Origin of the sequence: Clostridium perfringens, from assembly GCF_016027375.1 — a bacterium.
In the GTDB taxonomy this organism is placed as follows: domain Bacteria; phylum Bacillota; class Clostridia; order Clostridiales; family Clostridiaceae; genus Sarcina; species Sarcina perfringens.
This window is the reverse complement of the sequence record NZ_CP065681.1, coordinates 2,359,208-2,384,755: the sequence shown is the minus strand read 5'-3', so window position 1 is coordinate 2,384,755 and position 25,548 is coordinate 2,359,208. Positions and strand designations below refer to the sequence as shown.

The window sequence follows — 25,548 nt, the reverse complement described above, 5'->3', positions numbered from 1 at the left end:
GGTTTATATTTTAATATGTTGGGAGAAATGTTATGGAGGAAAGAGAGAATAAATATTTAAAGAATAAGAATTTTAACTTTAGATTAGGAGTTTATATTATTGTAACTTTAATATTTTTAGGTGTAGCTACTTTTAAAATAACATCATCAATAAGAGAGTTTAATGATAGGTTTAAAGTAAGTGAAGAGCTTTTAGGAGAAACAGTATCTAGTGACGGAAAGTATAAGGTTGAAGCTTATCTTATTAATGGAGGCGCTACGGTAGATTGGTCAGTTAAATGTTATTTAAGGGAAGGAGATATTAAAAAAGAGATATATAGGGATTATCATATAAATGAGGCAAATATGATTTGGATTGATAATGATACTATTTCAATAAACAATCATAATATAGACTTACCAAATGGTAAATATGATTTTAGAGATGAATAAAGTAGAGAGTAGGTTTTAAAGTATATTGCAGTAAATTATTATACTTTTGATTAAGTAGGTTTAAGGCAATATATTAGGGCTTACTCTAATTTTTTATTAAAAAGCATTTTAAACAATAAAGTTTTAATGGTAGATTTTTTTGTTATAAGAAGAAGCTTAAAGTTTAACAAGGTTATTGTATTAGTGACATGGAGGATTTAAAACTTAAATATTCTAATAGGCTTAAGTTTAATAAGGTTACTATATTAGGTAACATAGATATAATAAATATAAACTAGAAATCTATAAATTAAAATTTATAGATAAAAGCTATAGAGAATTGGAAGTATATTAAAATAAAGTTCATATTATTAACAAAAAGTTAATAAATGCTCAGAAAATAAATTATAGTATTTAAATACATTAATTGAAAAAATATGTATTTGAGGTTAATATTATATGAAATAAGGAAACAAAAGTTTAATATTAAGGGGAGGAAAAATCTATGGGTAAACACTTAGCTACAACTATACGTGTAGCTATTGAGAAGGATAATCCATCTATTTGTAGAGATGAAGAGAAATGTATAAAATGTGGTTCATGTAAAAATATATGTACAGATTATATAGGTGTAAATGGTCATTATTCTTTGGAAAAAACTAATGATACTGCTGTTTGTATTAATTGTGGTCAATGTGCGAATGTATGCCCTACATCTAGTATTACAGAGGTTTTTGATTATAAAAAGGTACAAGATGCAATAAGTTATAAAGATAAAATAGTCATAGTTTCTACGTCGCCTGCTGTTAGAGTATCTTTAGGTGAAGAATTTAATATGAATGATGGAAGTTTTGTCCAAGGTAAAATGATAGCATTACTTCGTAAGTTAGGTTTTGATTATGTTCTTGATACTAATTTTGCTGCTGATATGACTATAGTTGAGGAGGCCAGTGAATTAGTGGAGCGTATAACTAAAAATAATAAACCTCTACCTCAATTTACTAGTTGCTGTCCTGCCTGGGTAAAATATGCTGAAACCTTTCATCAAGAAATATTAGATCATATTTCAACTTCAAAGAGTCCTATAGGAATGCAAGGGCCTACAATAAAGACTTATTTTGCAAAGAAGATGGGAATTGATCCTTCTAAGATTGTAAATGTAGCCTTAACGCCATGTACAGCTAAAAAGTTTGAAATAAAAAGAGAAGAAATGAATGCATCAGGTAGATATTATGGCATAGAAAATATGCGTGATATGGACTATGTTATAACAACTAGGGAAGTAGCTATTTGGGCTAAAGAAAAAGGAATTGATTTTAATTCTTTAGAGGATAGTAACTTTGATAAATTAATGGGAGAAGCTTCAGGGGCTGGTGTTATATTTGCTAATACAGGTGGAGTTATGGAGGCTGCTTTAAGAACAGCATACAAATATATCACTAAAGAAGATCCGCCTAAAGATTTTTATGATTTAGAGTCTGTAAGAGGTATGGAAGGTGTTCGTGAAGCTAGTTTCAAAATAAATGACTTAGAAATAAACATAGCTGTTATTTATGGAACTGAAAATGCTTCAAAGTTTATTTCAAAGATGAAAAATGAAGATAAGAAATATCACTTTATTGAGGTTATGACTTGTCCAGGCGGATGCATAGGTGGAGGTGGACAACCTAAAGATAAAAAATTTGAAGGTGATAAGCTTAGAGAAAAACGTATAGATGGGTTATATAAAAGAGATTCAAACATGAAATTAAGAGTTAGCTATGAAAATGAAGAGATTAAAAAGTTATATGAGGAGTTTTATGAAAAACCTTTAAGCAATCTTGCTGAGGAAATGTTACATACAACTTATTTTGATAGAAGTAAAGATTTAGGAGGAGAAAAAATGAGTGAATCAGTAAAATATCGTTGTACAGTTTGTGGATATATACAAGAAGGAGAATTACCAGAAGGATTTATATGTCCAGTTTGCAAGAGTCCAGCTTCAGCCTTTGTAAAAGTTGAAGAGAAATCAGAGGTAGATGATAAAGATTCTAACAAATCAGAATCATCTAGTGAAAGTAGTAATAAATATAAAGGAACAAAAACAGAAAAGAATTTAATGGATGCATTAGCTGGGGAGTCCATAGCTAGAAATAAATATACATTCTTTGCAGAGGTAGCTAAGAATGAAGGATATGAACAAATATATGAACTATTCTTAAAAACAGCTGGCAATGAAAGAGAACATGCTAAACTATGGTTTAAGGAGTTAGGATATTTAGGAGATACTAAAGAAAATTTATTACATGGGGCAGAAGGAGAGCATTATGAATGGTCAGATATGTATGCTAGATTTGCAAAAGAGGCTGAAGAAGAGGGATTTTTTGATTTAGCAGAAAAATTTGTAGAGGTTGCTAAAATAGAAAAATCTCATGAAGATAGGTATAGAAAGCTTTTAAACAATATAAAGATGAAAAAGGTATTTGAAAAATCAGAAGAAACTATGTGGGAATGCTTAAATTGTGGATATCTTGTTATTGGTAGAAAGGCTCCAGAGGTTTGCCCAGTATGTAATTATGCCAAAGGATTTTTTGAAGTAAGAGCTGAAAATTATTAATAATAATTTATTTTACATAGTTTAAGCTTATAAATTATAAAAACAATCTTTGTCACTATAAAAATATAGGTATAAGTAAATTACTTCCTTTAAAGTAGATAAGAAACTATAAAAATCTATTTTAAAGGGAGTATTTTTTTATTTGAAATGATACATAGATGAACTATGTTTTATTAAAATAATAGTTTAAAAATAGAGAAAGAGGATTTTAAAAGATAAATTTAAGTGATTTTACAGGGGAAGTGAAATAGAAATATTTCTTTAAATGTATGTACAAATTATATAATTTATTAACAAATTATATAAAGTATTCTTTTTGTATTAAAATATTAGACTTAAATTATTGATATTAAATAGTTTAAATAGTAAAATTCTTTATATAAAACGTTTTCGAAAGCGGATAAGATATTATTAGGAGGGGGACAATATGATAAAAAGAAAAAAAGCATTGTCACTGATTTTAAGTGGTATTGTATGTTCATCTTTAATACTTACAGGCTGTGGAAATAGCAAAGAAGAGGAAAGTAAGGAAACTGTTAATTTAACTTGGTATGTTATAGGTGATGAGCCAGCTGATAATGACATTGTTGAAGAAGAAGTAAATAAATATTTAAAAGATAAAATAAATGCTACAGTAGATATAAAACATATACCTTTTGGGGATTATACTAAGAAAATGAGTGTTATTAGTAATTCAGGGGAACCTTATGATCTTGCCTTTACATGTTCTTGGGCATTTCCTTATTTAGAATATGCTAGAAAAGGAGCTTTTTTAGAGTTAAATGATTTATTAGATACAGAAGGAGCACCATTAAAGAAAGAAATAAACAAAGAGTTATGGAAGGGTGCAGAGATAGATGGTAAAATATATGCTGTTCCAAATCAAAAAGAAATAGCATTAGCACCTATGTGGGTATTTGATAAAGAGCTTGTTGAAAAGTATAATATTCCTTATGAAAATATACATTCAGTAAACGATTTAGAACCTTGGTTAAAATTAGTAAAAGAAAAAGAACCAGATTTTATTCCATTTTATACTCAAGGAGATTCAATTCCTTTAGACTTTGATGATATAGTAAATCCATTAGGCATATTCTATAATGATAAGAGTTTAACAGTAACAAATAAATTTGAATCAAAAGAAATGAAGGATATGTTATTAAAATTAAGAGAATATTATGAAGCTGGATACATAAATCAAGATGCAGCAGTAACTGATATGAAACCAGAAGTAAAAAGATTTGTATGGAAAGCAGATGGACAACCATATGCTGAAAATATATGGGGAAAATCTTTAGGTAGGGAAGTAGTAACTTCATCAATAATACCACCATATATAACTAATAATTCAACAACTGGTGCAATGACTGCAATTTCTGCTAACTCTAAACATCCTAAGAAGGCAATGGAGTTATTGACTTTAGTAAATACTGATACAAATTTAAGAAACTTATTGATGTTTGGAATAGAAGGAAAACATTATGAAAAAATAAATGACAAGCAAATAAAGAAATTTGATGGTAAGAAATATGATGTTGTTAGCTGGGCATATGGAAACTTACTTGGTACTTATGTTTCAGAAAATGACCCTATAGATAAGTGGGAGGCTTTTGAAAAATTCAATAATTCAGCTAAGGTTTCTCCAATATTAGGATTTAAATTTAATTCCGAAAACGTTTCAAATCAAATTTCGGCTATAAATAATGTTTTACAGGAATTTGAAAGAGCATTATATACAGGTTCAATAGATCCTGAAGTTGGACTAAATGATTTAAATAAGAAATTAAATGATTCAGGTATAAATGAAGTTAAAGATGAAATACAAAAACAATTAAATGAATGGAAAGCAAAAAATAATTAGTGTTATTAATAAATAGAGGGTAAGTTTTCACTTACCCTCTTTATCTATTTAATAGTCTTATTTTATTTGTGATGTTTTGGTGAAATTTCAACTGTTATGCTAATACCAATACCTGCTATTATTCCAGTTAATATGTAGTAAGTTAAGTCATTCATTGGTATTACATATAAACCAAGTAGCCCTATTATAAGTAAAAGTAAAAACATACATACCACAAAAAATAGTGGTTTAAATTTAGGGGTTGTAGGAATAATTTTTGCTATTTTATCTGATAACTTTAAACTTTTATTTATAGGTATAAAAATAAAAGTTGCAATTGCTAGTGATAAAATCATTGGAATAAAACTCATTAAAGATTTCATCTTAAGTTCCTCCTTTATTAAAAACTTTCTTAATTTTATAAGTTGATATTAGTATTTTAAGAAGGCCTTATAATTCTTACCTTCATAATAATCACCTCGATTTTTCTTTAAATATAAGTAAAAATACAAATTATGAATTAATCAGTTTTAGTTAATGTTAATTACTTCTTATATAAATTATACATTATTTAAGATAAAAGAGTTTATATTATAAGGAATTTAATATAGAACTTTTTTACAAATTAGAAGTGTTTTAGGGATTTTAAGCAATTAGAAAATTAATCAAAGGAAAAAATAAAGAACCAGTTATTAAAACTTAAAAACTGGTCCTTATGAAATGTATATAGTTAAAAATAATTAAGATTATAAAAAATTAATTATTAGTGCTATTTTCTAATTGTTTAATAGACTCCTTAGTTTTATTTAATGAATCATTTAGAGTACTTAATTGTTTTTCTAAATCCTCTTTTTCAGTCTTAGCCTTAGATAATTCCTCTTCTTTGTGAGTTAAATCCTCTTTTGAATTGTTAATTGTGGTAACTAATTCATTATGAGTATTATTTAAACTTGAATCACCTTTTGCTGAAGAACAAATACAAAGAGCTATAAAAAATATACATATTCCTAGTAAGAATTTTAATATTTTTTTTGGTGTATTTTTCATAATATAGTAAAGTCCTTTCTGAATTTTATTAATAACATTTTGAACAAGGGGAGTATCCCATAGATTCTGCCTCTGATAGTGGAATATAACTTGTCCTAGCTGGGTTTGTATTACCACATTTATTTTTACGATGATATTTTTTACCTGTTGCAGTTATGTACACCATCTCACCAACTGGTTTAGAAGGCTGTGGATTATCAGAATTATATGAGTTTGATTTAGCGTTAGATGAGTTATTACTAGTAGATTTTTTACTAGAATTATTTGAAGAACTTTGACTAATACTATTTGCTTCTTCTTGTTTTTGTTTTTCAATCTCAGCTTGTCTTTGTTTTTCAGCTTCTTCTTTTTGTTTTAGTTCTACTTTGGCTGTGGTATCTTTTAAAAGTTGTTCCTGTTTTTGTTTTTCATCATTAAGTTGATTTATTTTTTCCTTCAAATCACCTATATCTTTATTCAAAGTAGATAGTTCTTCTTTGGAGCTATCTATTTTTGCTAATACAGTAGTTTTTTCAGCTTTTAATTTATTAATATCTTTTTGAGGTGTACCAAAAACAGTAAAACCAAAAATCATACCAATTAAAGCTACTATAACAAAAGCTTTTCTTTTCTTTAAAAATGATGTGAATTTATTCATTTTGTCCTTCTTACGTTTATGTCCATTAACTAATATAACATAAATTTAGAATAAAATGTATAAAATATTGATAAAAATTAAATTTTAAGTAAATAATATTAATTAATTGTTCATTAATTAGATTTTTATTATTATTTTATAATATTTAACTATGTATATATTATCATTACTTAAAAAAATACCAATTTATAATATTTTTTTATTAATTAGTGATGTTATTTAAAAATTAGTATTTAAATTTATACAAATTTTCTATATATTTGAAAAATATATAATAAATTTGTATTATATATTATATAAACAAATATGGAAAAATTTAAATGGAGTTGTTTTAAAGATTTATACTATTAATGAAAAGAGGATTTATAATGGAAAAAACAAAAGAATGTAAGAACTTATTATTAAAAGAAATACTAATGGATTTTTTATTTGTTATCTCTATGGTTGCACTTATATTATTAATTGATATTGTTTTAGGACAATTAATAGATATATATATTAAATTAGGTGGAAAATTTATTGGAAGCAATGTAATTAATGAGAGTGTTAGTGTAAGAATTATTTTTGCTAGTATAGTAGGACCCATAATAGAGTCATTTTTAATAATTGGATTAATAAATTTAAGCAAAAAAATTATTAAAAGCAAATTTAAATATTCATTATTAGTTGCACTAATATTTGCTTTATTGCATTACTACAGTCTAATATATATTTTTTGTGTGATACCTAGTGCAATAATAATGGTATTTTCTTATACATATTATAAACCTAAAAAATTATCTTCATTTTGGATTTTAACTTTAATACACATGATAAATAATTTTATAATTACTATGAGTTAAGCTAGAAGTTATATTTTAAATTTACTCTAAGGAGGACAAAATGAAATACAAAATAAGATTTGCAGATAAAGAAGATTACAAGGTGATAAATGAAATTATTAGAGAGGTACATGACTTACATGTTAAAAATAGACCAGATGTGTACAATGAAACTGATAAACCTTTATTAGAAGAGGAATTTAAAGAAATTCTAGAGGATGATAGATACAAGATGTTTTTAGTTCAGGAAAGAGAAAGTAAAGAGGTTGTAGCTTTTAGTCTTATACAAATAGTAGGACCTAGAAACATACCAATACTTACTCCAGTAAAAACTGCCTTAATTGATACTTTTTGTGTTAAGGAAAAGTATCGTAAAAGAGGAATAGGAAAATTTTTATTTCAGCATATTATAAGTTTTGCAAAAAAAGAAGGAGTAAACACATTACAATTAGTTGTCTGGGAATTTAATAAAGGAGCTATTAAATTTTATGAAGCTTTGGGAATGAAAAAAAGAAATATAAGTATGGAATTGGCTTTATAGATAAATATTACTTTATTACAATAAATAATTAAGATGAATTTTAATTAGGATATTAAATAGTTAATAATCTTTAATGGATAAAAATAAAACAGGGTGCTAATATTTATCACCTTGTTTCTATTTAGGTTAAAAGTATTTAAGCTCTTCTTCGTATATAATATTTCCATTAGTATCTAAGCCTTTTATATAGTTAGCTTTATTTTTTTCATTATTTGTATGTGAAGTAAGAATAAACATTTTATTTTCATCCAATTCATAATTTGAAATGATTTTATTATTATTGTCCTCTAATACAATATTTTTTATTTGAGGGTCATTTACATAACCGTATATTTTAGCTATAGGTTCAGAGTTTTTTATAGGCTTTGAAGTATAAGTATTAAAAGTTACTTGCTTAGAGTAGTCTATTGGATATCCAGCTGGATAATTAACTGGATGCCACTTAATTAGCCCTTTTCTAATAACATCTATTGAAAACCAATCCTTATATTTACATAGATATATTTTTTCTTTACCTAAGTCTATAGTTTTAATTATATTTGAAGGGCCATAATAAACTGACTTTTCTGATTGCTCATGTGCTTTTAGAGGAGTGAAGCTTCCAGGGAAAATTATTTTAGAACAAATGAGGATAAGTATTATTGCCAAAAACCATTCTATAATAGCACTATATTTTTTATAAATTTTCATTAGCTTCACCTTCTTTGTTAAGTGGAATTTTTATTTTATTTTGTCTATCATACCAGTCAATTTTAATAATTAAATATTTTACGTCTTCCTTGATCTTTTTATCAAGTAGTATTAATCCTTCTGTTACCCAAAAACTTGTAGAGGAGCTTATAGCTGTTTTTATATATTCTTCTCCATTGTCATCAAATATTCTAAAGATACTTTCTGAGAAAGACCAGCCTAGAGTAGTTCTGACTTGTTTATATCTAATATATGACTCATCTTCAGTATTAATAATTCTTTTTATTATTAAGTAATCATCATCTATTTTTATCTTTTGATTTGGTTCTATTACTTCAGCTTTGCCTTCATTAACAAGTGATCTTATATCTTTAAAATAATATTTGCTTTTAGGTAAGCAAATAAAGCCTATAAAACAAATAGTAATTAAGCAAACTAAAATTATTAATCTTCTTATTACCTTAATTGTATTCTCCCCCTTATTAATTTATTTGTAATTTTTATTTTTAAAGTTTAAAGTATTATACTTTGTAATTTGCTAATAGTTTTATATTAAAATAAGCAATAAAGTCTTTATATTTTAAAGTGATTTATGGATTTTTTATATTTACCATAGATTTTAGTATGTTCACTAAATATGATTTTAAGATTTAAATTTTTCAATCAATATATATAATTTTATAAAATAGTTTTGATTTCTAAAATAATATACCATTTTTTCTTTTATATGGGAATAAGTTTGTTGAATAAAAGCAATATTTAATAATATATATATTTATTTAAAATATATAAAATGGAAAAGCAGATATGTATATTTAAAAAAATAATCAATAAAAGTATATTTAAAATATAAGCTTAATTTAGTTGCTTTTGTATAATGTTACAAAATTTCTAAAAATATTGAAAACGTTATGATTAAAGTGTTAATATTAAAATATATTATTAAAATTTAAATAAGAAAGGGGTTTATAAAGTGAATAGTAGTAAAAAAATTAAGTCTATTTCTATGCTAGTTTTATTAACATTCTTATTTAGTTTTTTACCTCATATGCCAGTAATGGCTCAAGTAGAAAATAATAATGCTAAAGCAAATGAAAAGACTTTAGTTAAGAATGAGAGTGAAGCTTTTGCTGTAGTTGTGGGAGATTTTTTAAAAGAAAGTGGTAACGGTTCCGATTGGGATCCAAGAAATATGAAAGGAGTGTTGAAAAAGTATAAAAATGGTTTATATGAAGGGGCTTTAAAGTTAAAGGCAGGAAATTATAATTATAAAATTGCCATGAATGGAACTTGGGATGAGAGCTATGGTAATAATGGTCAAAACATAGCTTTGAATTTATCAAAAGATTCAGAGGTAATATTTAGGTTGGATTATAAAAATAAAAAGGTATATGATTCAATAAATAATCCTGATCAATTTAAAACTAAGGCTATTTTAGCAGGTAATATAAAGGATATAATTGATGGGGCTTCTGATTGGAATCCTGGTAACGATACCGAGAAACTTGATTATATAGGTGGAGGTATGTATAAAAAGACTTTCCCTATAAAAGAGAGTGCACAAGGAAAAGATATAAGTTTAGAATACAAAGTTTCATATAATGGAGAGTGGAATAATGGCGAAGTAGCAGAAAATGCTAAGGTAGTAATTCCAAAGGATACTAAAAACATAACTATTCTAAGCAATTATTTAGATAATTATGTTAAGGATTCAATAAATAATCCAAGTTTTTCTAATACAGTTTCCCTAATAGGAACAGTTAGAGAAGGAAATGGAGATTGGGATGTAAATAACAAAAATTTTGAAATGCATAATCTTGATGAAAATAGAGTTTTATATTCTAAGGTAATGAAAAAAGGAACTTATGAGTATAAAGGCCTTGTAAATCATTCTTGGGATAATGGAGGAATACCATCTCAAGGAAATGTTACTTTAAATGTGCCAGAGGACAGAAATGTTATCTTTGTAGCAGATTTAAAAAATAATAAAATATACGATTCAATAAATAACACCAAAGAAATAAATGAGGCATTAGGAATAAAAGGTGATGAAAATACAGGTGAAGATAATAATGATGGAAATCAAGGAGAAAGTGAAAACAAGCCAGATTCAGTAAAAAGTCCTGTAGTAAATGAGGATGGAACAGTAACTTTTAGTGCTAAGTTTAATGGTGATAGCTTGTATCTTATAGGATCTATGGTATCTTGGGATACAAGTAAGCAAATTGAAATGAAAAAGGGAGAAGATGGTGTATTTAAAGTAACAATACCTTTAACTGGTGGAGTTTATGAATATAAGTTTAAACCTAATAAGGATAATTGGGATAATTCATTTACAGACCCATCTAATAAGGCTATGGCTAATGGAAATTCAGTATTAAATATGCCAGGTTTAGAAATAGGCATAGAATCAAGTGTTGAAGTTGGTAGCAATACAAAGCTAGTTGCATATATCTATGATACTGAAGGTAATAAAAAAGAAACTAATGTTAATTGGTCTTTAGAGGAACCAGTAAGTGGAGTATCAATTGAAGAAAATACTTTAAAAGTTTCCAAGGATGTAGATTCAAGTAAGAAAATAAAGATTAAAGCTACTGATGGAAAATATGCATCTAGTAAAGAAATTACTATTTTATCTCAAATGTATACCTATACAATAAATTATTATAGATTTGATGGTAATTATGATAACTGGAATTTATGGTTATGGCAAACAGGTGGAGAAGGAAAAGGTTATGACTTCAATAAAAAAGATGAAGCTGAAAAAGGATTTACAAGAGCAGTCTATAAATTCCCATCTGATAAATTAAACTTCCTTATTAGAAAAGGAAATTGGGAAGATAAAGATGTTGGACATGATAGAACCATAGAAGTTAAGAAGGGAAGTAATGTAGAGGTATGGTTAATACAAGGGGATGAAAATATTTATTATGATAAGAAGGATGTAGATACCTCACCTAAATTAGTATCTGCCTTAATGGATAGTAAAACAGACCTGTTAGTTACTTCTGCTGGAAATATAGAAGATTCAGAGTTAGATTCTTTCAAATTAATTGATAAGACTGATAATAAGGAAATTAAAACAAGTGCAATTAAAGTATCTGATAATAAAGTTAAATTAACTTTAAAGAAAGAATTATTTAGTACTCCAGAAATTGATCCAAGCCATGATTATGAAGTTAGTAGTAATAACTTTAGAGCAACCAAGGTTACTATGAGAAAAATCTTAGATGATCCAGAATATTTCTACAATGGAGATGACTTAGGGGTAACTTACAAAAAAGATTCTTCAACATTTAAATTATGGGCACCAACAGCTAAGGATGTTAGCTTAGTATTATATGATAATGAGGGAACTTATGATGAAAATGGAAAAGTAACAGATAATCCTGGTGGAAGAGAAATTTCTATGAAGAAGGAGGATAAAGGAGTTTGGAGCCTAAAAGTAGATGAAAGCTTAGAAGGTAAGTACTATATGTACAAAGTAAGCTTTTCAGATGGAAAAACAAATTATGCTATAGATCCATATGCCAAGGCTGTTTCAGCTAATGGCCAAAGAGGGGCTATAATTGATTTTTCATCTACAAATCCATCAGAATGGGGAAGTGTAAAGAAACCTCCTATGTTAAATCCTACAGATTCAATTTTATACGAAATGCATGTTAGAGATTTTTCAATATCTAAAGATTCAGGAATAAAGAATAAAGGTAAATTTGAAGGTATAGCAGAAGAAGGAACAATGGTTCCAGGAACTGATGTTAAAACAGGAATAGATCATTTAAAAGAGCTAGGGATAACAACAGTTCATTTATTACCATCTTTTGATTATGCTTCAGTTAATGAAATAAGCAATAAGCCTCAATTTAACTGGGGATATGATCCTCAAAATTATAATTCCTTAGAGGGATCATATTCAACAAATGCTGAAGATCCAAAATCAAGAGTAAGAGAATTTAAAGATATGGTACAAGCTCTTCATAAAAATGGAATAAGAGTAGTTATGGATGTAGTTTATAATCATACTTATGGAATAGGTCAAAACTCACCTTTTGATCCAGTTGTACCAGGATATTTTTATAGAACTAATGATGAAGGCAAATATACTAATGGATCAGGATGTGGTAATGAAGTTGCAACAGAAAGACCTATGGTTAGAAAATATATAAAAGATTCTGTTAAGTATTTAGCTAAAGAATATGACGTTGATGGATTTAGATTCGATTTAATGGGATTAATAGATACAAAAACTATGAGTGAACTAACAACTGAGTTAAGAAATGAAATTGATCCAAGTTTAATAATATATGGTGAACCATGGCAAGCTGGAGGAAGTGCACTTCCACAAGAACAGCAAACTTTAAAGGGAAGCCAAAAAGGTAAGGGCTTTGCCGTATTTAATGATAATTTTAGAAACGCTATAAAAGGTGATAGTGATGGAGCAGGACAAGGATTTGCCACTGGAGCTAGTAGTAAAGAAGGAGATATAGTAGCTGGGGTTAAAGGATCAGTTGATGATTTTACTGATAGTCCAAGTGAAACAATAAACTATGTAACTGCTCATGATAATTTAAATCTTTGGGATAAGATTATAAAGGCAGCAGGCAAGGAAAAAGCTGCAGGTTTCTTAGAAATGAGAGATGGAGTTTTAACAGGGGAAGATGCTAATAAGTATTCTTCAGTTCAAGAGGCTGTTGAAAAGAAAGCTAAACCATATAGTGTAATAACAGAGACTAATCCTTTAGATAATGAATATGTAAGAAGAAGTATATTAACAACTGCTATTACAATGACTTCACAAGGAATTCCATTCTTCCAAGCTGGAGATGAATTCTTAAGAAGTAAATATGGAGATCACAATAGCTATAAGAGTCCAGATGCTATAAATGAAATAAACTGGCAAAATAAAGAAAAGTTTAGTGGAGTATTTGATTATTACCAAGGATTAATAGCTTTAAGAAAATCACATCCAGCCTTTAGAATGGATACAAAGGCTGCTATTGAAAGCAATTTAGTAGTAACTAAAGCTAATGATAATATAGTTGTATTCCAACTTAAAAACTTTGTTAATGGAGATTCATGGAAGAATATAGTTGTAGCTTATAATGGAAATAATGCTGAGAAGGAAATTTCTCTTCCACATGAAGGCGATTGGAATGTGGTAGTAAATGAACACAAGGCCGGAACAAGTGTCTTAGAATCTCTTAAGGGAGTAAATTCAGTAAAGGTTGCACCTTTATCAGCTAAGGTTCTTTATGATGAAAGCGTAGAAGGAGAAGCACAAACTCCAACATCTATAGATGTTACTCCTTCAAGCTTAAAACTAGATATAGGAGCTTCAAGTTTCTTAAAGGCAGTAATTAAAGACCAAAATGGAAGAATAATTTCTAATGCAGAAATAAAATGGAATGTTTCAGATGACTCAGTAATAAAGGTTGATTCAAATAATGGAAAAGTAACTGCTTTAAAAGAAGGAAAGTCAATTATAACTTTAAGCTCTGGAAGTTTAACTAAGGACGTAGAAGTAGAGGTTGTTCATCTTGTTCCAAGCTCTTTAGAATTAGATGGTCCAAATCAAGTTTATACAGGGAAGGATATTCAACTTAATGGAATTGTTAAGGATCAATTTGGACAAATAATCTCAGGGGCAAACATAGAGTGGTCCTCTTCAGATGAAAGCATAGCTAAGGTATCAACTCTAGGAGTGCTTCAAGGAATTAGTGAAGGCAAGGTTAAAATAACAGCTAAGAGTGGAAAGGCTAAGGCTACTAAGGAAATAGAAGTTAAAAAATATACTAAAAAGTATATAGAATTCACTTATGTTAGAGATGATAAAGACTATGATGGATGGAATATTTGGACTTGGCAAACAGGGGTAAATGATGGTCAACAAAATTTTACTCAAATAAAAGATGGAAAAGCAGTATCAAAGTTTGAAATAGCACCAGATGTAACTCAAGTTGGATTTGTTTTAAGAAAGGGTACTGGTTGGGATGAAAAAGATCCATATGAATCAGATAGATATATACAAATAGATCCATCAATGAATGTAACAAAGGTAACTGTTAAGAGTGGAGTAGGAGAGTTCTTCCAAGTTCCAGCTATAAAAAATGCTGAAATACAAGAAGGAAATATTAACTTTAAATATAGGGATGAAGCTTTATATGAAGAGAGTAATCAATCTTCCATAGATAAGGTTCAAGTTAAGGTTACTTCACCAGGAATATTGTTTAAGGATACAAAAACTTATGACATGGATTATGATTCACAAAATGAGTTCTTTGCATATTCATTAAAGGATATAAAACCTGGAACTTATGAATATAATTTCTTAGTTACTAAGGATGGTAAAACCGTTGAAACTGAAAAACAAAAAATAGAATATTCTCCATTAAAAATAAATGGAGAGGTTACTTTCAAAAATAATAAGGTTAACTATGATGAAAATGCTCTTGTAAATCTTAAATTAAGTGGAAGTGATGCTAAAAAAGAAAATATAAAAGAAGTTTATATGGACCTTACAAATGTAGGTGGTCCTAATAAGGTGTTAATGGATTTAAATTTATTAAAGGATAATTCATTAAGCCAAAGCATTGGAATAAATGATAATGTAGTAGCTGGAGAAAAAGAAATACCAGTTACAATAGTTGATAAAAATGGTGAAAATCATAAGGCATTAGGAAATTTAACTGTTAAATCAAAGGTTGGAGTTGGACCTTTAGACTTTGGTTTTGATGAATCTAGAATTTACTTTACAGTAACAGACAGATTCTTTAATGGAGATAAGAATAATGATGATCCTCATGGAAATAACTATTATAAGAAGAATCCATATACTTATCATGGAGGAGATTTAAAAGGATTAACAGATAAGATTCCATATTTAAAAGAACTTGGAATAAACACAATTTGGATAACTCCTATTGTTGAGAATACTGATTTTAATCAAATGTTCTCACAAGGGAAAACTCAATACTCATATCATGGTTACTGGGCTAAGGATTTTGAAAAATTAGATCCACATTTAGGAACAATGGATGACTTAAAAACATTAATAGATACAGCACATGATAGTGGAATAAAAATAATGGTTGATGTTGTTTTAAATCATGCTGGATATGGAATGAAGAATAAAGAGGCTAATAGTGGAGCTAATAACTATCCAACAGAGGAAGATAGAGCTAAGTTTAAAGGTATGTTTAGAGAAAATCCAGGAAATGATTTTATAACTCAAGAGTCAGCAGGACTTCCAGATTTTAAAACAGAGGATCCAGAAGTAAGAGAAAAATTAATAGAGTGGCAAACAGGATGGATTGAAAGATCAAAGACTGAAAAAGGAAATACTATTGATTATTTTAGAGTTGATACAGTTAAGCATGTTGATAATACAACTTGGAAGGCATTTAAAAATAAATTAACAGAAATAAATCCAAGCTTTAAAACTATTGGTGAATATTTTGGTGCTGATATAAATAACGATGGAGGACAACTTCAAAATGGTCAAATGGATGCTTTATTAGACTTTGGTTATAAAGGAAAAGCAAGAGATTTTGTAAATGGAAATATTGAGGGAGCTTCAGTTTATTTAGATGATAGAGCAAGTAAAATAAGCAATACCAATTTAATGGGACAATTCTTAAGTAGTCATGATGAAGATGGATTCTTAAAGACTGTAGGAGATGACTTAGGCAAACAAATGCTTGCTGCTTCTCTTCAAATAACAGATAAGGGTATCCCTGTTATATACTATGGAGAAGAACTTGGAATGTCAGGATGGAATGGCTTTGAACAAGGAGATCAAAATAGATATGATATGGATTTTGAAAGATTAAATGATCCTAAGTATAAAAAGGTTCATGATCATTATGAAAAACTTCTTAATATAAGAAAAGAATACTCTAAGGTATTTTCAAAGGGAAATAGAAAAACTATTGCAGGAAACAATGAAGAAGGATATTCAGTAGTATTAAGAAGCTATAATGGAAAAGAAATCACTCCTATGAATTTAAGTGAAAATAATGAAGAGAAAAATATTACAAATGGACAAAACCTATTTGTTGTATTAAACACTAAAAATGAAGGTAAAGATATAAGTTTTAAAACAAATTTCAAAGAAGGAGATAAGGTTAAAGACTTATATAGTGGAAAGGAATATTCAATAGGCAAAGATGGAAAGGTAACTGTAAAAGCCCCTTCAAAAGAAGAAGGAGGAACTGCTATCTTAGCTCGTAAAAATAATAGTATATCACCTTCAGTTATAAATAATGCTCCAGAAATAAATGCTAAAGATGTTACATTAACAGTTGGGGATAAATTTGATCCAATGGAGGGTGTAATAGCTATGGATAAGGAAGATGGAGAAATAACAAAGGATATTAAGGTTATAGAAAATAATGTGGACACAGAAAAGTCTGGAGATTATAAAGTAATTTACAAAGTAACAGATAGTGAAGGTGCATCAAAAACTAAGGAAATCAATGTTAAGGTAAATGAAAAAGAAACTACTCCTCCAGAAGAAATTAAGGTAACTGGTGTTAAATTAAATAATAAAGATTTAAACCTTAAAAAAGGTGAAAAATACGTTTTAAAGGCTGAAATAAGTCCAAAAGATGCAACAAACAAGGAGGTTACTTGGATATCAAGTAATCCAAAGGTTGTATCAGTTGATGAGAATGGAAATATAGAGGCTAAGTCATCAGGAGAAGCTGAAATAACAGTAACAACTAAGGATGGTGGATTTAAATCTACATGTAAAGTTAAGGTTAAACACTTAGGTTTCTTACCTAATACTGGCTCAGTAGGCGGAAGAATAGTTATTGTAATAATTGGTGTTATAGCTATTGGAATAGGTATAGCAATGATTTTTTACAAAAGAAAAGTAATTAGAAGAAAATAGGCAGGATAAATAATCATTATAAATTAATATTAATTTCTTCGATTTAAAGGAAAATTAATAAAAATATCATTAATTGAATAGTAAAATCAATGAAAAAGAGATATCAAAATATATGATATCTCTTTTTATACTCTATATTTTAATTGAATATTAATTTAAAGTGGTTTTCATATAGTATTGTTTAAAGAATTAATCTTATTATTTTTCCACAACTACATTTCCTTTAGAATCTAGTAAAGGGGTTAAACTGCAGCCATTTAGACCTTGAGCTAAAAGATAATTTACTCCAGTTTTTTTATCCACTAAGACAATTATTGTTCCAAAATCTAAGTTTTCTATAAACTTATTTTCAAATCTTTTTTCTTTCTTAGAAAACATATAAAAACTCCTTTTAATATATTTAAATTAATAAGCTTAAAAATAAGGCGTTAATTTTATATAATTTTATTTAAATCTTTTATATATTCTTCAAAATAAGAGCCACATTTTCTTAGCTCACCAAGAACTCTATTTATGCCGTAATCAGATTTATACCAGTTATCCTTAGAAATTCCTTGAGTTTCTACTGGAACAACATAAAATTGTGTATTAGGATATGCTAAAGAGTAAGTAATTAAAGCCCTTCTGGCATGAAAGGCTTGGCAACATAATATAGCACTTTTAACTTCTATATTTAAATCATCTGTAACTTTCCTTGAGAAAAAGGCGTTTTCAGAGGTATTAGTTGATTTATTTTCAACTAAAATGGATTCTAATGGAACATCATTTCTAAATAAAACTTCCTTACAGAATTCCCAATCAGATTCATATTTACCAGCATACTTTTTATTTATTATTTTTTCATTTGGAAATTTTTCTAGTTTACAAGAAAACTTGCCTGAAGGAAGTACATATTTTGCTAATCTTTGTTTATATAATAAACTAGCCTTTTCGCTTACCTCGTATTTGGATGAACCTGGTATAAAGATTAAGTCACAAGGCTTTGGTTCATCACAAACAAAAATAAATTTAGTTATATCATCTAGTATTCTCATTTTATAACCTCTCTAAATTTATAGCCTTAATTTTAAAACTTATGTAATTTAATATAAAAATTATATGTTTAGTTTATAAAGTATAATTAGTTTATTATTTTAAAAATTAGCTTATTGTTACAATATATATAATTTTATATATTGAAATTAGTTTTAATTAAAGTTTTATATACTTCTCATTATCATTATTTTCTTTTAGTTTAATCATAAATGGAGATAAGGGAACAATAATAATTAGATAAATAATGTAATAAAAAATATCAAAAGAAAATAGATAGCCTTCTATAAAATAAGGGAATAAGGCTAATAAGGCAATGAATACTTTAGAATTTTTTGTAACCTTGTATTGAGTATTACAATTTTTACATCTAATATACCCACAACCAACAAATCCCCATAATGCAAACATTAAATCCATATATGGAAAGCTTTCTTTACAATTAGGACAAACTTTCATAAGAGAATCTCCTTAAGTAGTTTATATTAATTAAAGTATCTTAATTTAACATTATTGATTACTTTATTGTCTTTAACTTTAGTTTTATATGATATTTATGTAAGATATACCATATATTATAAATACATTATACACTGTTTTTTTAATTAATTGATAAAATTTAAAGAAATTTAAGTGAAAATTTATGGTATTAATTAAAAGTATAGGTTAACATTTGAATAGATTATAAATTAACTTCATAATTGTTTTAATAACTTCAGGATATTATAAAAGTATAGAGAAACATTATTAAAGGAGGGAAGAAATATGGCACTTGGATATTTATTAATATTATCTGTATTTATATTAGTACTAAGTATATTAGGAATTTCTTTGCTTTTTTTCTTGAAAAACAGCAAACTAAAAAATGTAGTATTTTATTTTTTAGTTATATGGTCAATTCTTATAGCATACCTTAATGCAACTAGTTTACCAACAAATTATGTAGTGCAACAAATTATATCTTGGTTATTTGGATCTATATCAATAATTGCAATTATTATTAAAGTTAAAAAATTAGGGGAAACAAATATTCCCTATATACTTGTAACAATTTCAGTTTTACTTGGAATATTTATGATGTTTTTTTAAGTAGTTGACTATATTTATAGTTAAGGGATAAAAATTTCTTAAAAGAGATAATAAATTAAAATTTATTAGAATAATGGGTTTGTATCAAAATAACTTTTTATAAAACTTATAAACATTATGAAGAGAATATCTAGGTGAGCTTTAGAATTTAAATTATTACGCAGAAGATATTACGTTAAAAAACTGAGACTGTTCGAAGCGTAGCAAGTTTCGAAGTTTTAGTAATATCTTTGGAGTAATAATTATAAATTCTTAGCGAAATCTAGTAATTCTCGGAATATGTTTGTAAGTTTTATTTGTTATATTTTAATATATGATTTAGAGAAATTTTTTATAAAATTTTTCTAAAAAAGTAAAACTATTTCCTTATCTATTACGAATAAATAAGTGTAAAGATATTCAAGAGAAAATTATATATAATTTTTGGTTGTTAAAGTTTAGGATGAATTTTACTGAAGATGGTGGGGTGAGACGGATTAATGAAAAGAAATTAATAACCCTTGTAAAAAAGAATAATGATAAAAAAGCAGCTGGAGAGATTGTTAAGTTTTATTATAAGGAGATATTTGCTTATGTTTTTAGACAAACCTCTAATGAGGAGTTATCTAAGGATTTAACTCAAGAAATATTTATTTCTATGCTTAAATCCTTAGGGGGATTTGATGATGAAAAAGCTTCCTTTAGGACATGGCTTTATAAAATAGCCAGTAACAAGATAATCGATAATTACAGATCTACATATTATAAATATGTTACTGTTGTAGATGAATTTGAGGAAGGATTAGTAGGCTATAAAAATGATTTGGAAGAATCATTTCAGCTTAAGGAGGATGCTAAGGAGATATTAGAGATTATTAATACTTTAAATACAAGCATTCAGCAAATTTTAAGACTAAAGATATTTGGAGGAATGACATTTTTAGAGATTGCTTCTCTAATTGATATGTCAGAATCTACAGTTAAAACTAAATATTATTCAAGTATTAAAAAGATAAAGAAGATATTGGAGGTGAAGAAGAATGAACAGAGAAAAAGAGGAGTTTAATATTGATAATATGGATTTAGAAATAGAGGTTCCAGAATTAAATTTAGGGGAATTAGATGAAATACTTAATGAGGGGGTTAAACCTAAATTAACATTTTTCGCTTACTTAAGAAATGCTTTTAAAGATTTAGGATTTAATAATATATTTCATGATAAAACTGAACTAGGAATTATATTGCTATCTGGAATATTTGTATTATTTTTTTCAATGACCAGTTTAAATAATAGAGAGGTAGGAAGTTTATATAAATTTATATTTATATCTTCACCAATACTTTATCTTAGCGTGATTTTATTCTCATTTTATAATTCAAAAACAAAGGGTGTTTTTCAGTTAGAAATGACTTGCAAATATAATTTGTATCAACTTTCAGCTTTAAGAATGTTTATATTTAGCCTTGGAAGCATCTTAATAAACACAATAGTTATAGTTTTTATGAGTATATCAAATAAAGATTTAAATGCCTTAAGGCTAATAATATTGTCAGTTACAGGTTTATTTCTATTTTCAACAGTATTTATATATGCACTAATGAGGTTTAAAAGTGTATTTTCAAAGGCTTTTATTATAGTAGGGTGGATTTTAGGAAACTTACTTTTAAGTTTTGGAAATGAGAAGTATTATTTAGATTTTTTAATGGAGGTTCCAATATATGTTCACATAGTAATTTCAATTGTATGTATATTTCTATATGTGAAGAATTTGAAGGAATTAATAGATTATAGGTATAAAAAAAGGAGAGAAATTTTATGTTAGTTGTTAATAATGTAAGTAAGAAATATGGGAGTTTTTGTGCCCTTAAGGATATAAATTTAGAGTTTAATAATGGGATATATGCTCTTTTAGCTCCTAATGGGGCAGGAAAGACAACTTTAATTAAACTATTAACCACATTAATTTTTCCAACTAGTGGAGAAATACTTTATAAGGGTACAGATATAGTTTCATTAGATGGAGAGTATAGGGATATTATAGGTTATTTACCTCAGGACTTTGGATATTATAGAAATTACACACCAAGAAAGTTTTTACTATACTTAGCAGCCTTAAAGGGAATAAAAAAGGAGGATGCCCTAGGTAAAGTAAAAGAGGTATTAAAAATTGTTTCTTTAGAAAATGTTGAGAATAAAAAGATGAAGGGTTTTTCAGGAGGAATGATTCAAAGGGTTGGAATAGCTCAAGCTTTGTTAAATGATCCTAAGATACTAATTTTAGATGAGCCAACAGCAGGTTTAGATCCTAAGGAAAGAGTTAGATTTAGAAATTTACTAAGTGATTTATCAAGAGATAGAATAGTAATAATCTCAACTCATATAGTTTCAGATATTGAGTTTATTTCTAATGAGGTAATTATGATTAAGGATCATAAGATTTTATATAAGGATTCCATAGAAAATATATGTAGCACTTTAGAGGGCATGGTTTATGAAACCTCAATGACCTTTGAGGAGAGTAAAGAGTTTAGAAAGAAATATATTTTATTATCAGAAAAGCAAGATGGTGGAATAATGAAAGCTAGGTTCATAAGCCAGGGGAATAATGATGAAAAATGGATTAAGGTTAATCCTAATATAGAGGATGTATTCCTTTATCAATATAGAGATGAGGAGTTAGAAGGATAATCTTATGAGTATTAAAAAGGGTGAATGGGAAAAACTTTTTAGAAATCCAGTGTTAATAGTTCTTGCAGGTATTTTCTTAATATACAATTTTATTTTAATTAATGACAATTCCTATATAAAAGAGGGGTTAGAGGAAACTAATAAGCTAATAAGTCAGGTTGGATATAAAGTAGACGAGAATATGCTTAAAAAGTTAGAAAATATGTATGATGAGAAGATGAAGGATTTAAATGAGCTTACAGAAAGAAAACTTCATAAAATCTTTGAATCTATGGATGAATTTTTAGCTAATAAGGATTTTCATAATTGGACTTATGAGGAAAAAGTATTTTCAAAGGAGGATATGGATTTAATAAATCAGTTAAGTGCAATTAATTTATATAAAAATATAACTCCAGAGTTTATTCATAGAATAGAAAGCTTAGATTCTGAAAAAATGGCTGAAAGTAACATAAATAAGTATGGGTTTAAAGGAGAAGCCGCTAATTTAGTTAGAAAAAATTATGAAGATTTAGGGAAAAGACTTCAAGAGTTAAAAAGTAATGGAGAACATAAAAATTTATTTTTCTTTGGAGAAAGTTATAGAACTCAAAATTTATTATATAAAAAAGTAATTGGAGCTTGCTTAATTGAAATTATGATACTTGTAGTATTAGGAGTAGTTTTTTTAATAAATTATGAGAGAGAAAATAAAACTCTAGGATTAGTTTCTGCTACAAAAAGAGGGCGTAATCTTATTAAAGATAAGGCTATAGTTGGACTTATGTATTCAATATTAGTTGCAATAATCATCTTAGGAATTACTTTAATTTTATATTTTAGTGTGTTTGATTATAGTAAGATTTGGAATGTTCCAATTAGTAGTGCTTTAAATTGGGAAGTAGGTCCTCATATATCTTGGTATAACCTTACAGTTTTACAAAACTTACTTATTTCCATAGGAGTTGTTTTAATAATATCACTTATTTCAGGGGGAATAAGTTTATCCTTATGTCTTTTTCTAAAGAGTAGTTATAAAGCTTTTTTTGCCTTTTTTATACTTTTTGGAGGATTATTTATGCTGCCAGGATTATTTAGTATGAGTTCAAAACTAGTTATATGGTCATATTTTAACATATTTGTTTTAACCTTAAATCCACAAAAATGGTTTGCAGAGGCTGGAGCACTACTAACTTCAAAATATTATATAGAAGGAACATTAATAAGTAATGGAATTATTGTAACTATAATTTCCTTAATTTTAATAAAAAGATTTAAGAAGGTAGATATATTATAAGGGAAAAATATTAATTTAAGTGAAGAGGTAAAATATGAGAATAATAATTAATGAAATAAAGAAACTTTTCAATTTAAAAATTCTATTGATTCTTGGATTAATAGTTTTTATAATATGGAAAATATTTATAAGTTTTTGGATAGAAGTTTTTCCAAATGGTTCAAACACACCAACTTTTAATTTAAGCGTACAAATGCTTAAAGATTATGGAACAACAATGGATGAAAAGGAATTTGAAGATTTTAAGGAAAAGTCAGCTTTAAGAGAAAAAGAGGCAGATGAATATTTAAAGGGAGATAAAGAGGCACAAGAGCTTGGAATAAAATCATATAGAGAGCTAAGAGAAAGTTTAGATAAGGGAAAAACTGATGAAAAGGTTGAGGCTCTTCATTCAAAAATATATTTTAAGGATAATGTATATCTGTTTTGGGAAATGCAATCTAGAGAGTCTTTAATAGCGTCATATGAAAATCCTTTAAATAGAAACGCTGAATTATATAGTAGCAAACCCAATAAGTATAAAAGGTTAAAAGAACTTGAAAAAGGTGATCAATTAAAATCTGTTTTGAGTTATGTTACTTTTTTAAATTATGATTCCTTAATAACTAATTTTTCAATACTTGTTGTGGTGACCTTAGCTTTTATAATATCACCAATATTTTTAAGGGATGAAAAAAATAAAGTAAACTTTCTTCAGTATTCATCAAAAACTGGAAGAAAGATTGGAAGTAAAAAAGTTATTTCAGCCATGATAACTGCCTTTGGCATAAGTACTTTGGAGTTAATAGGTCTATTTTTAATGTATATTCCTAATAATACATTGCAATTTTGGAATTGTAGCATAAATTCTAAATTTAATTATATGGTTTCTTGGTTTGATTTAACTTTTGGACAATATATAATGTTAACTATTCTAGTTATATATATAATAACTTTTGTGGTAACTAGCATATCATTATTTGTAAGTAGTAAAGTTAAAAGTTATGTAGCATTAATAGGAGTACAAGTACCTATTTTAGGAGCTTTAATAATGTTTTTATATAATATAGGACTAAATCATATGACCACAATAAATTATCCTAAATATATTCCTTTAATTGCTTATATGGTATTTATTATAATTTCAATACTTTTAATAATTAACTTATTAAAAAATGAAAAGAATAGGGATGTTTTAAATTAGTATAAATATTAAAGAGATAAGGAAGCATTAAAGTAAAAAAGTCTGTAGCAAGAATATATTGCTACAGACTTTTTGTTTTGAAAAATTATGAAAGTGATAAATACCTATGAATATGCTTAATAAATAAAGAGTTAGATAATTATTAAGCTTAAATATATAAATAATACACTCTTATTAGATGCACGAAAAATATAAGAATGTTATTATACTTCAAATACTGTATTTTCAACCTCTGGATTTCCTATATAAAGTCTCATTGCTACTAGTGGAATATAAAGTATAAATATTTGAGAAAAAGCTGTTACCTCTAAATATAATGGTATGTCAAAGACTTTATTTATGGAGCTAAAGGAATAGATTATTGCACCAGTTAATATAACCCCCATAGATGTTACACAAGTATAGTTAAAGTGTTTTAAGTTTTCTTTATTCCTTATATTATGATCTGTATATAGAGTATATAAAAGAACTCCTAAAACTATAAGAACATATAAATAAGACCATTTAAAGTAAGAATTAAATTTATTAAGGGCCCAATTTATAAACTCAAGACTTACATAATCATAAAGTTCATTATGGATTCTTAAGTTATTTAAAAATATACTTTTTATTAGAAATGAAGTAATTATTCCAATTAATATTAAGAAAGAGGATAAAGTTAAAAATAATTTTTGTTTTACTAAGCTTTTTCCTCTACCTAAGAAAATACTTATTGCAATTATTAGAAAGAAAGATAAATACAGAATAATAAGCACCTCCAATCCTTTTTAGTTTACATATTAATTATAACTTAAATTCTAATAAATTACAAATATTGGAAAATAA

Annotated in this window: 20 protein-coding genes and 1 pseudogene; 12 read left to right on the top strand and 9 right to left on the bottom strand. The window is 26.9% G+C overall.

Annotated elements, in window-relative coordinates:
- Nucleotides 1–32 precede the first annotated feature (32 nt).
- The 3 genes from I6G60_RS11250 to I6G60_RS11240 all read left to right on the top strand — a co-directional run bounded on the left by I6G60_RS11250 (nt 33) and on the right by I6G60_RS11240 (nt 4,867).
- Nucleotides 33–431 carry a DUF5412 family protein gene (locus I6G60_RS11250; protein WP_003460379.1) on the top strand — a complete coding sequence of 133 codons (399 nt, stop codon included), beginning with the start codon at nt 33–35 and terminating at the stop codon, nt 429–431.
- Nucleotides 432–915: 484 nt separating this feature from the next.
- Nucleotides 916–3,006, top strand: coding sequence for a rubrerythrin (rbr, locus tag I6G60_RS11245; protein ID WP_061415451.1), 2,091 nt, complete (start codon nt 916–918; stop codon nt 3,004–3,006).
- A 427-nt stretch (nt 3,007–3,433) separates the two neighbouring features.
- Complete coding sequence (locus tag I6G60_RS11240; protein ID WP_004460583.1) at nt 3,434–4,867, top strand: ABC transporter substrate-binding protein; 1,434 nt, start codon at nt 3,434–3,436, stop codon at nt 4,865–4,867.
- Between the two features lie 62 nt (nt 4,868–4,929).
- Here the strand turns inward: I6G60_RS11240 and I6G60_RS11235 are convergent, their stop codons facing one another.
- From I6G60_RS11235 to I6G60_RS11225, 3 genes are all read right to left on the bottom strand, one after another.
- Entirely contained in the window at nt 4,930–5,229 is a 300-nt protein-coding gene (locus I6G60_RS11235) for a hypothetical protein (protein ID WP_003460376.1), read from the bottom strand.
- Between the two features lie 373 nt (nt 5,230–5,602).
- Complete coding sequence (locus I6G60_RS11230) at nt 5,603–5,893, bottom strand: hypothetical protein (protein WP_197925331.1); 291 nt, start codon at nt 5,891–5,893, stop codon at nt 5,603–5,605.
- 28 nt (nt 5,894–5,921) lie between these two features.
- Nucleotides 5,922–6,530 (bottom strand): coiled-coil domain-containing protein, encoded by a 609-nt coding sequence (locus I6G60_RS11225; protein ID WP_197925329.1) that lies wholly within the window; start codon nt 6,528–6,530, stop codon nt 5,922–5,924.
- 368 nt (nt 6,531–6,898) lie between these two features.
- Between I6G60_RS11225 and I6G60_RS11220 the strand changes: the two genes are divergently transcribed.
- Nucleotides 6,899–7,372 (top strand): CPBP family glutamic-type intramembrane protease, encoded by a 474-nt coding sequence (locus I6G60_RS11220; RefSeq protein WP_197925327.1) that lies wholly within the window; start codon nt 6,899–6,901, stop codon nt 7,370–7,372.
- 40 nt (nt 7,373–7,412) lie between these two features.
- Nucleotides 7,413–7,892, top strand: a complete 480-nt coding sequence (locus I6G60_RS11215) for a GNAT family N-acetyltransferase (RefSeq protein ID WP_142712029.1) — start codon at nt 7,413–7,415, stop codon at nt 7,890–7,892.
- 126 nt (nt 7,893–8,018) lie between these two features.
- Here I6G60_RS11215 and I6G60_RS11210 read toward each other — a convergent pair whose 3' ends face one another.
- Both I6G60_RS11210 and I6G60_RS15480 read right to left on the bottom strand, forming a co-directional pair.
- Nucleotides 8,019–8,582 carry a hypothetical protein gene (locus tag I6G60_RS11210; RefSeq protein WP_195934378.1) on the bottom strand — a complete coding sequence of 188 codons (564 nt, stop codon included), beginning with the start codon at nt 8,580–8,582 and terminating at the stop codon, nt 8,019–8,021.
- On the bottom strand, nt 8,569–8,859 hold the full coding sequence (locus I6G60_RS15480) for a hypothetical protein (protein ID WP_371830504.1): 291 nt from the start codon (nt 8,857–8,859) through the stop codon (nt 8,569–8,571). Before I6G60_RS15480 ends, I6G60_RS11210 begins: the two co-directional genes overlap by 14 nt.
- A 696-nt stretch (nt 8,860–9,555) precedes the next feature.
- On the opposite strand from I6G60_RS15480, the gene pulA reads away from it, so the two are divergent.
- A complete protein-coding gene (pulA, locus tag I6G60_RS11205) occupies nt 9,556–17,475 on the top strand; it encodes a type I pullulanase (RefSeq protein WP_197925325.1) in 7,920 nt (2,639 codons plus the stop codon).
- Nucleotides 17,476–17,673: 198 nt separating this feature from the next.
- On the opposite strand, the gene I6G60_RS11200 is transcribed toward pulA, so the two are convergent.
- The 3 genes and pseudogenes from I6G60_RS11200 to I6G60_RS11190 all read right to left on the bottom strand — a co-directional run bounded on the left by I6G60_RS11200 (nt 17,674) and on the right by I6G60_RS11190 (nt 18,966).
- On the bottom strand, nt 17,674–17,853 hold the full coding sequence (locus tag I6G60_RS11200) for a DUF6440 family protein (RefSeq protein ID WP_011590557.1): 180 nt from the start codon (nt 17,851–17,853) through the stop codon (nt 17,674–17,676).
- Nucleotides 17,854–17,875: 22 nt separating this feature from the next.
- A pseudogene (locus I6G60_RS11195) lies at nt 17,876–18,509 on the bottom strand (YdcF family protein).
- Between the two features lie 157 nt (nt 18,510–18,666).
- A complete protein-coding gene (locus I6G60_RS11190) occupies nt 18,667–18,966 on the bottom strand; it encodes a TIGR04104 family putative zinc finger protein (protein WP_003456391.1) in 300 nt (99 codons plus the stop codon).
- Nucleotides 18,967–19,272: 306 nt separating this feature from the next.
- Here I6G60_RS11190 and I6G60_RS11185 point away from each other — a divergent pair, with 306 nt between their 5' ends.
- From I6G60_RS11185 to I6G60_RS11160, 6 genes are all read left to right on the top strand, one after another.
- Nucleotides 19,273–19,596 carry a hypothetical protein gene (locus tag I6G60_RS11185; protein ID WP_003456267.1) on the top strand — a complete coding sequence of 108 codons (324 nt, stop codon included), beginning with the start codon at nt 19,273–19,275 and terminating at the stop codon, nt 19,594–19,596.
- Between the two features lie 442 nt (nt 19,597–20,038).
- Complete coding sequence (locus I6G60_RS11180) at nt 20,039–20,641, top strand: RNA polymerase sigma factor (protein ID WP_110083160.1); 603 nt, start codon at nt 20,039–20,041, stop codon at nt 20,639–20,641.
- A complete protein-coding gene (locus I6G60_RS11175) occupies nt 20,616–21,398 on the top strand; it encodes a hypothetical protein (protein WP_110034872.1) in 783 nt (260 codons plus the stop codon). The genes I6G60_RS11180 and I6G60_RS11175 overlap by 26 nt, the downstream gene beginning before the upstream one ends.
- Nucleotides 21,392–22,264 (top strand): ATP-binding cassette domain-containing protein, encoded by an 873-nt coding sequence (locus I6G60_RS11170; RefSeq protein ID WP_110034871.1) that lies wholly within the window; start codon nt 21,392–21,394, stop codon nt 22,262–22,264. Before I6G60_RS11175 ends, I6G60_RS11170 begins: the two co-directional genes overlap by 7 nt.
- 4 nt (nt 22,265–22,268) lie before the next feature.
- Complete coding sequence (locus I6G60_RS11165) at nt 22,269–23,540, top strand: hypothetical protein (RefSeq protein ID WP_110034870.1); 1,272 nt, start codon at nt 22,269–22,271, stop codon at nt 23,538–23,540.
- A 34-nt stretch (nt 23,541–23,574) separates the two neighbouring features.
- The gene (locus I6G60_RS11160; RefSeq protein ID WP_110034869.1) at nt 23,575–24,723 is read left to right on the top strand and encodes a hypothetical protein; all 1,149 of its coding nucleotides are present in this window, start codon (nt 23,575–23,577) and stop codon (nt 24,721–24,723) included.
- 203 nt (nt 24,724–24,926) lie between these two features.
- Here the strand turns inward: I6G60_RS11160 and I6G60_RS11155 are convergent, their stop codons facing one another.
- A complete protein-coding gene (locus tag I6G60_RS11155; protein ID WP_111744163.1) occupies nt 24,927–25,478 on the bottom strand; it encodes a hypothetical protein in 552 nt (183 codons plus the stop codon).
- Nucleotides 25,479–25,548 lie beyond the last annotated feature (70 nt).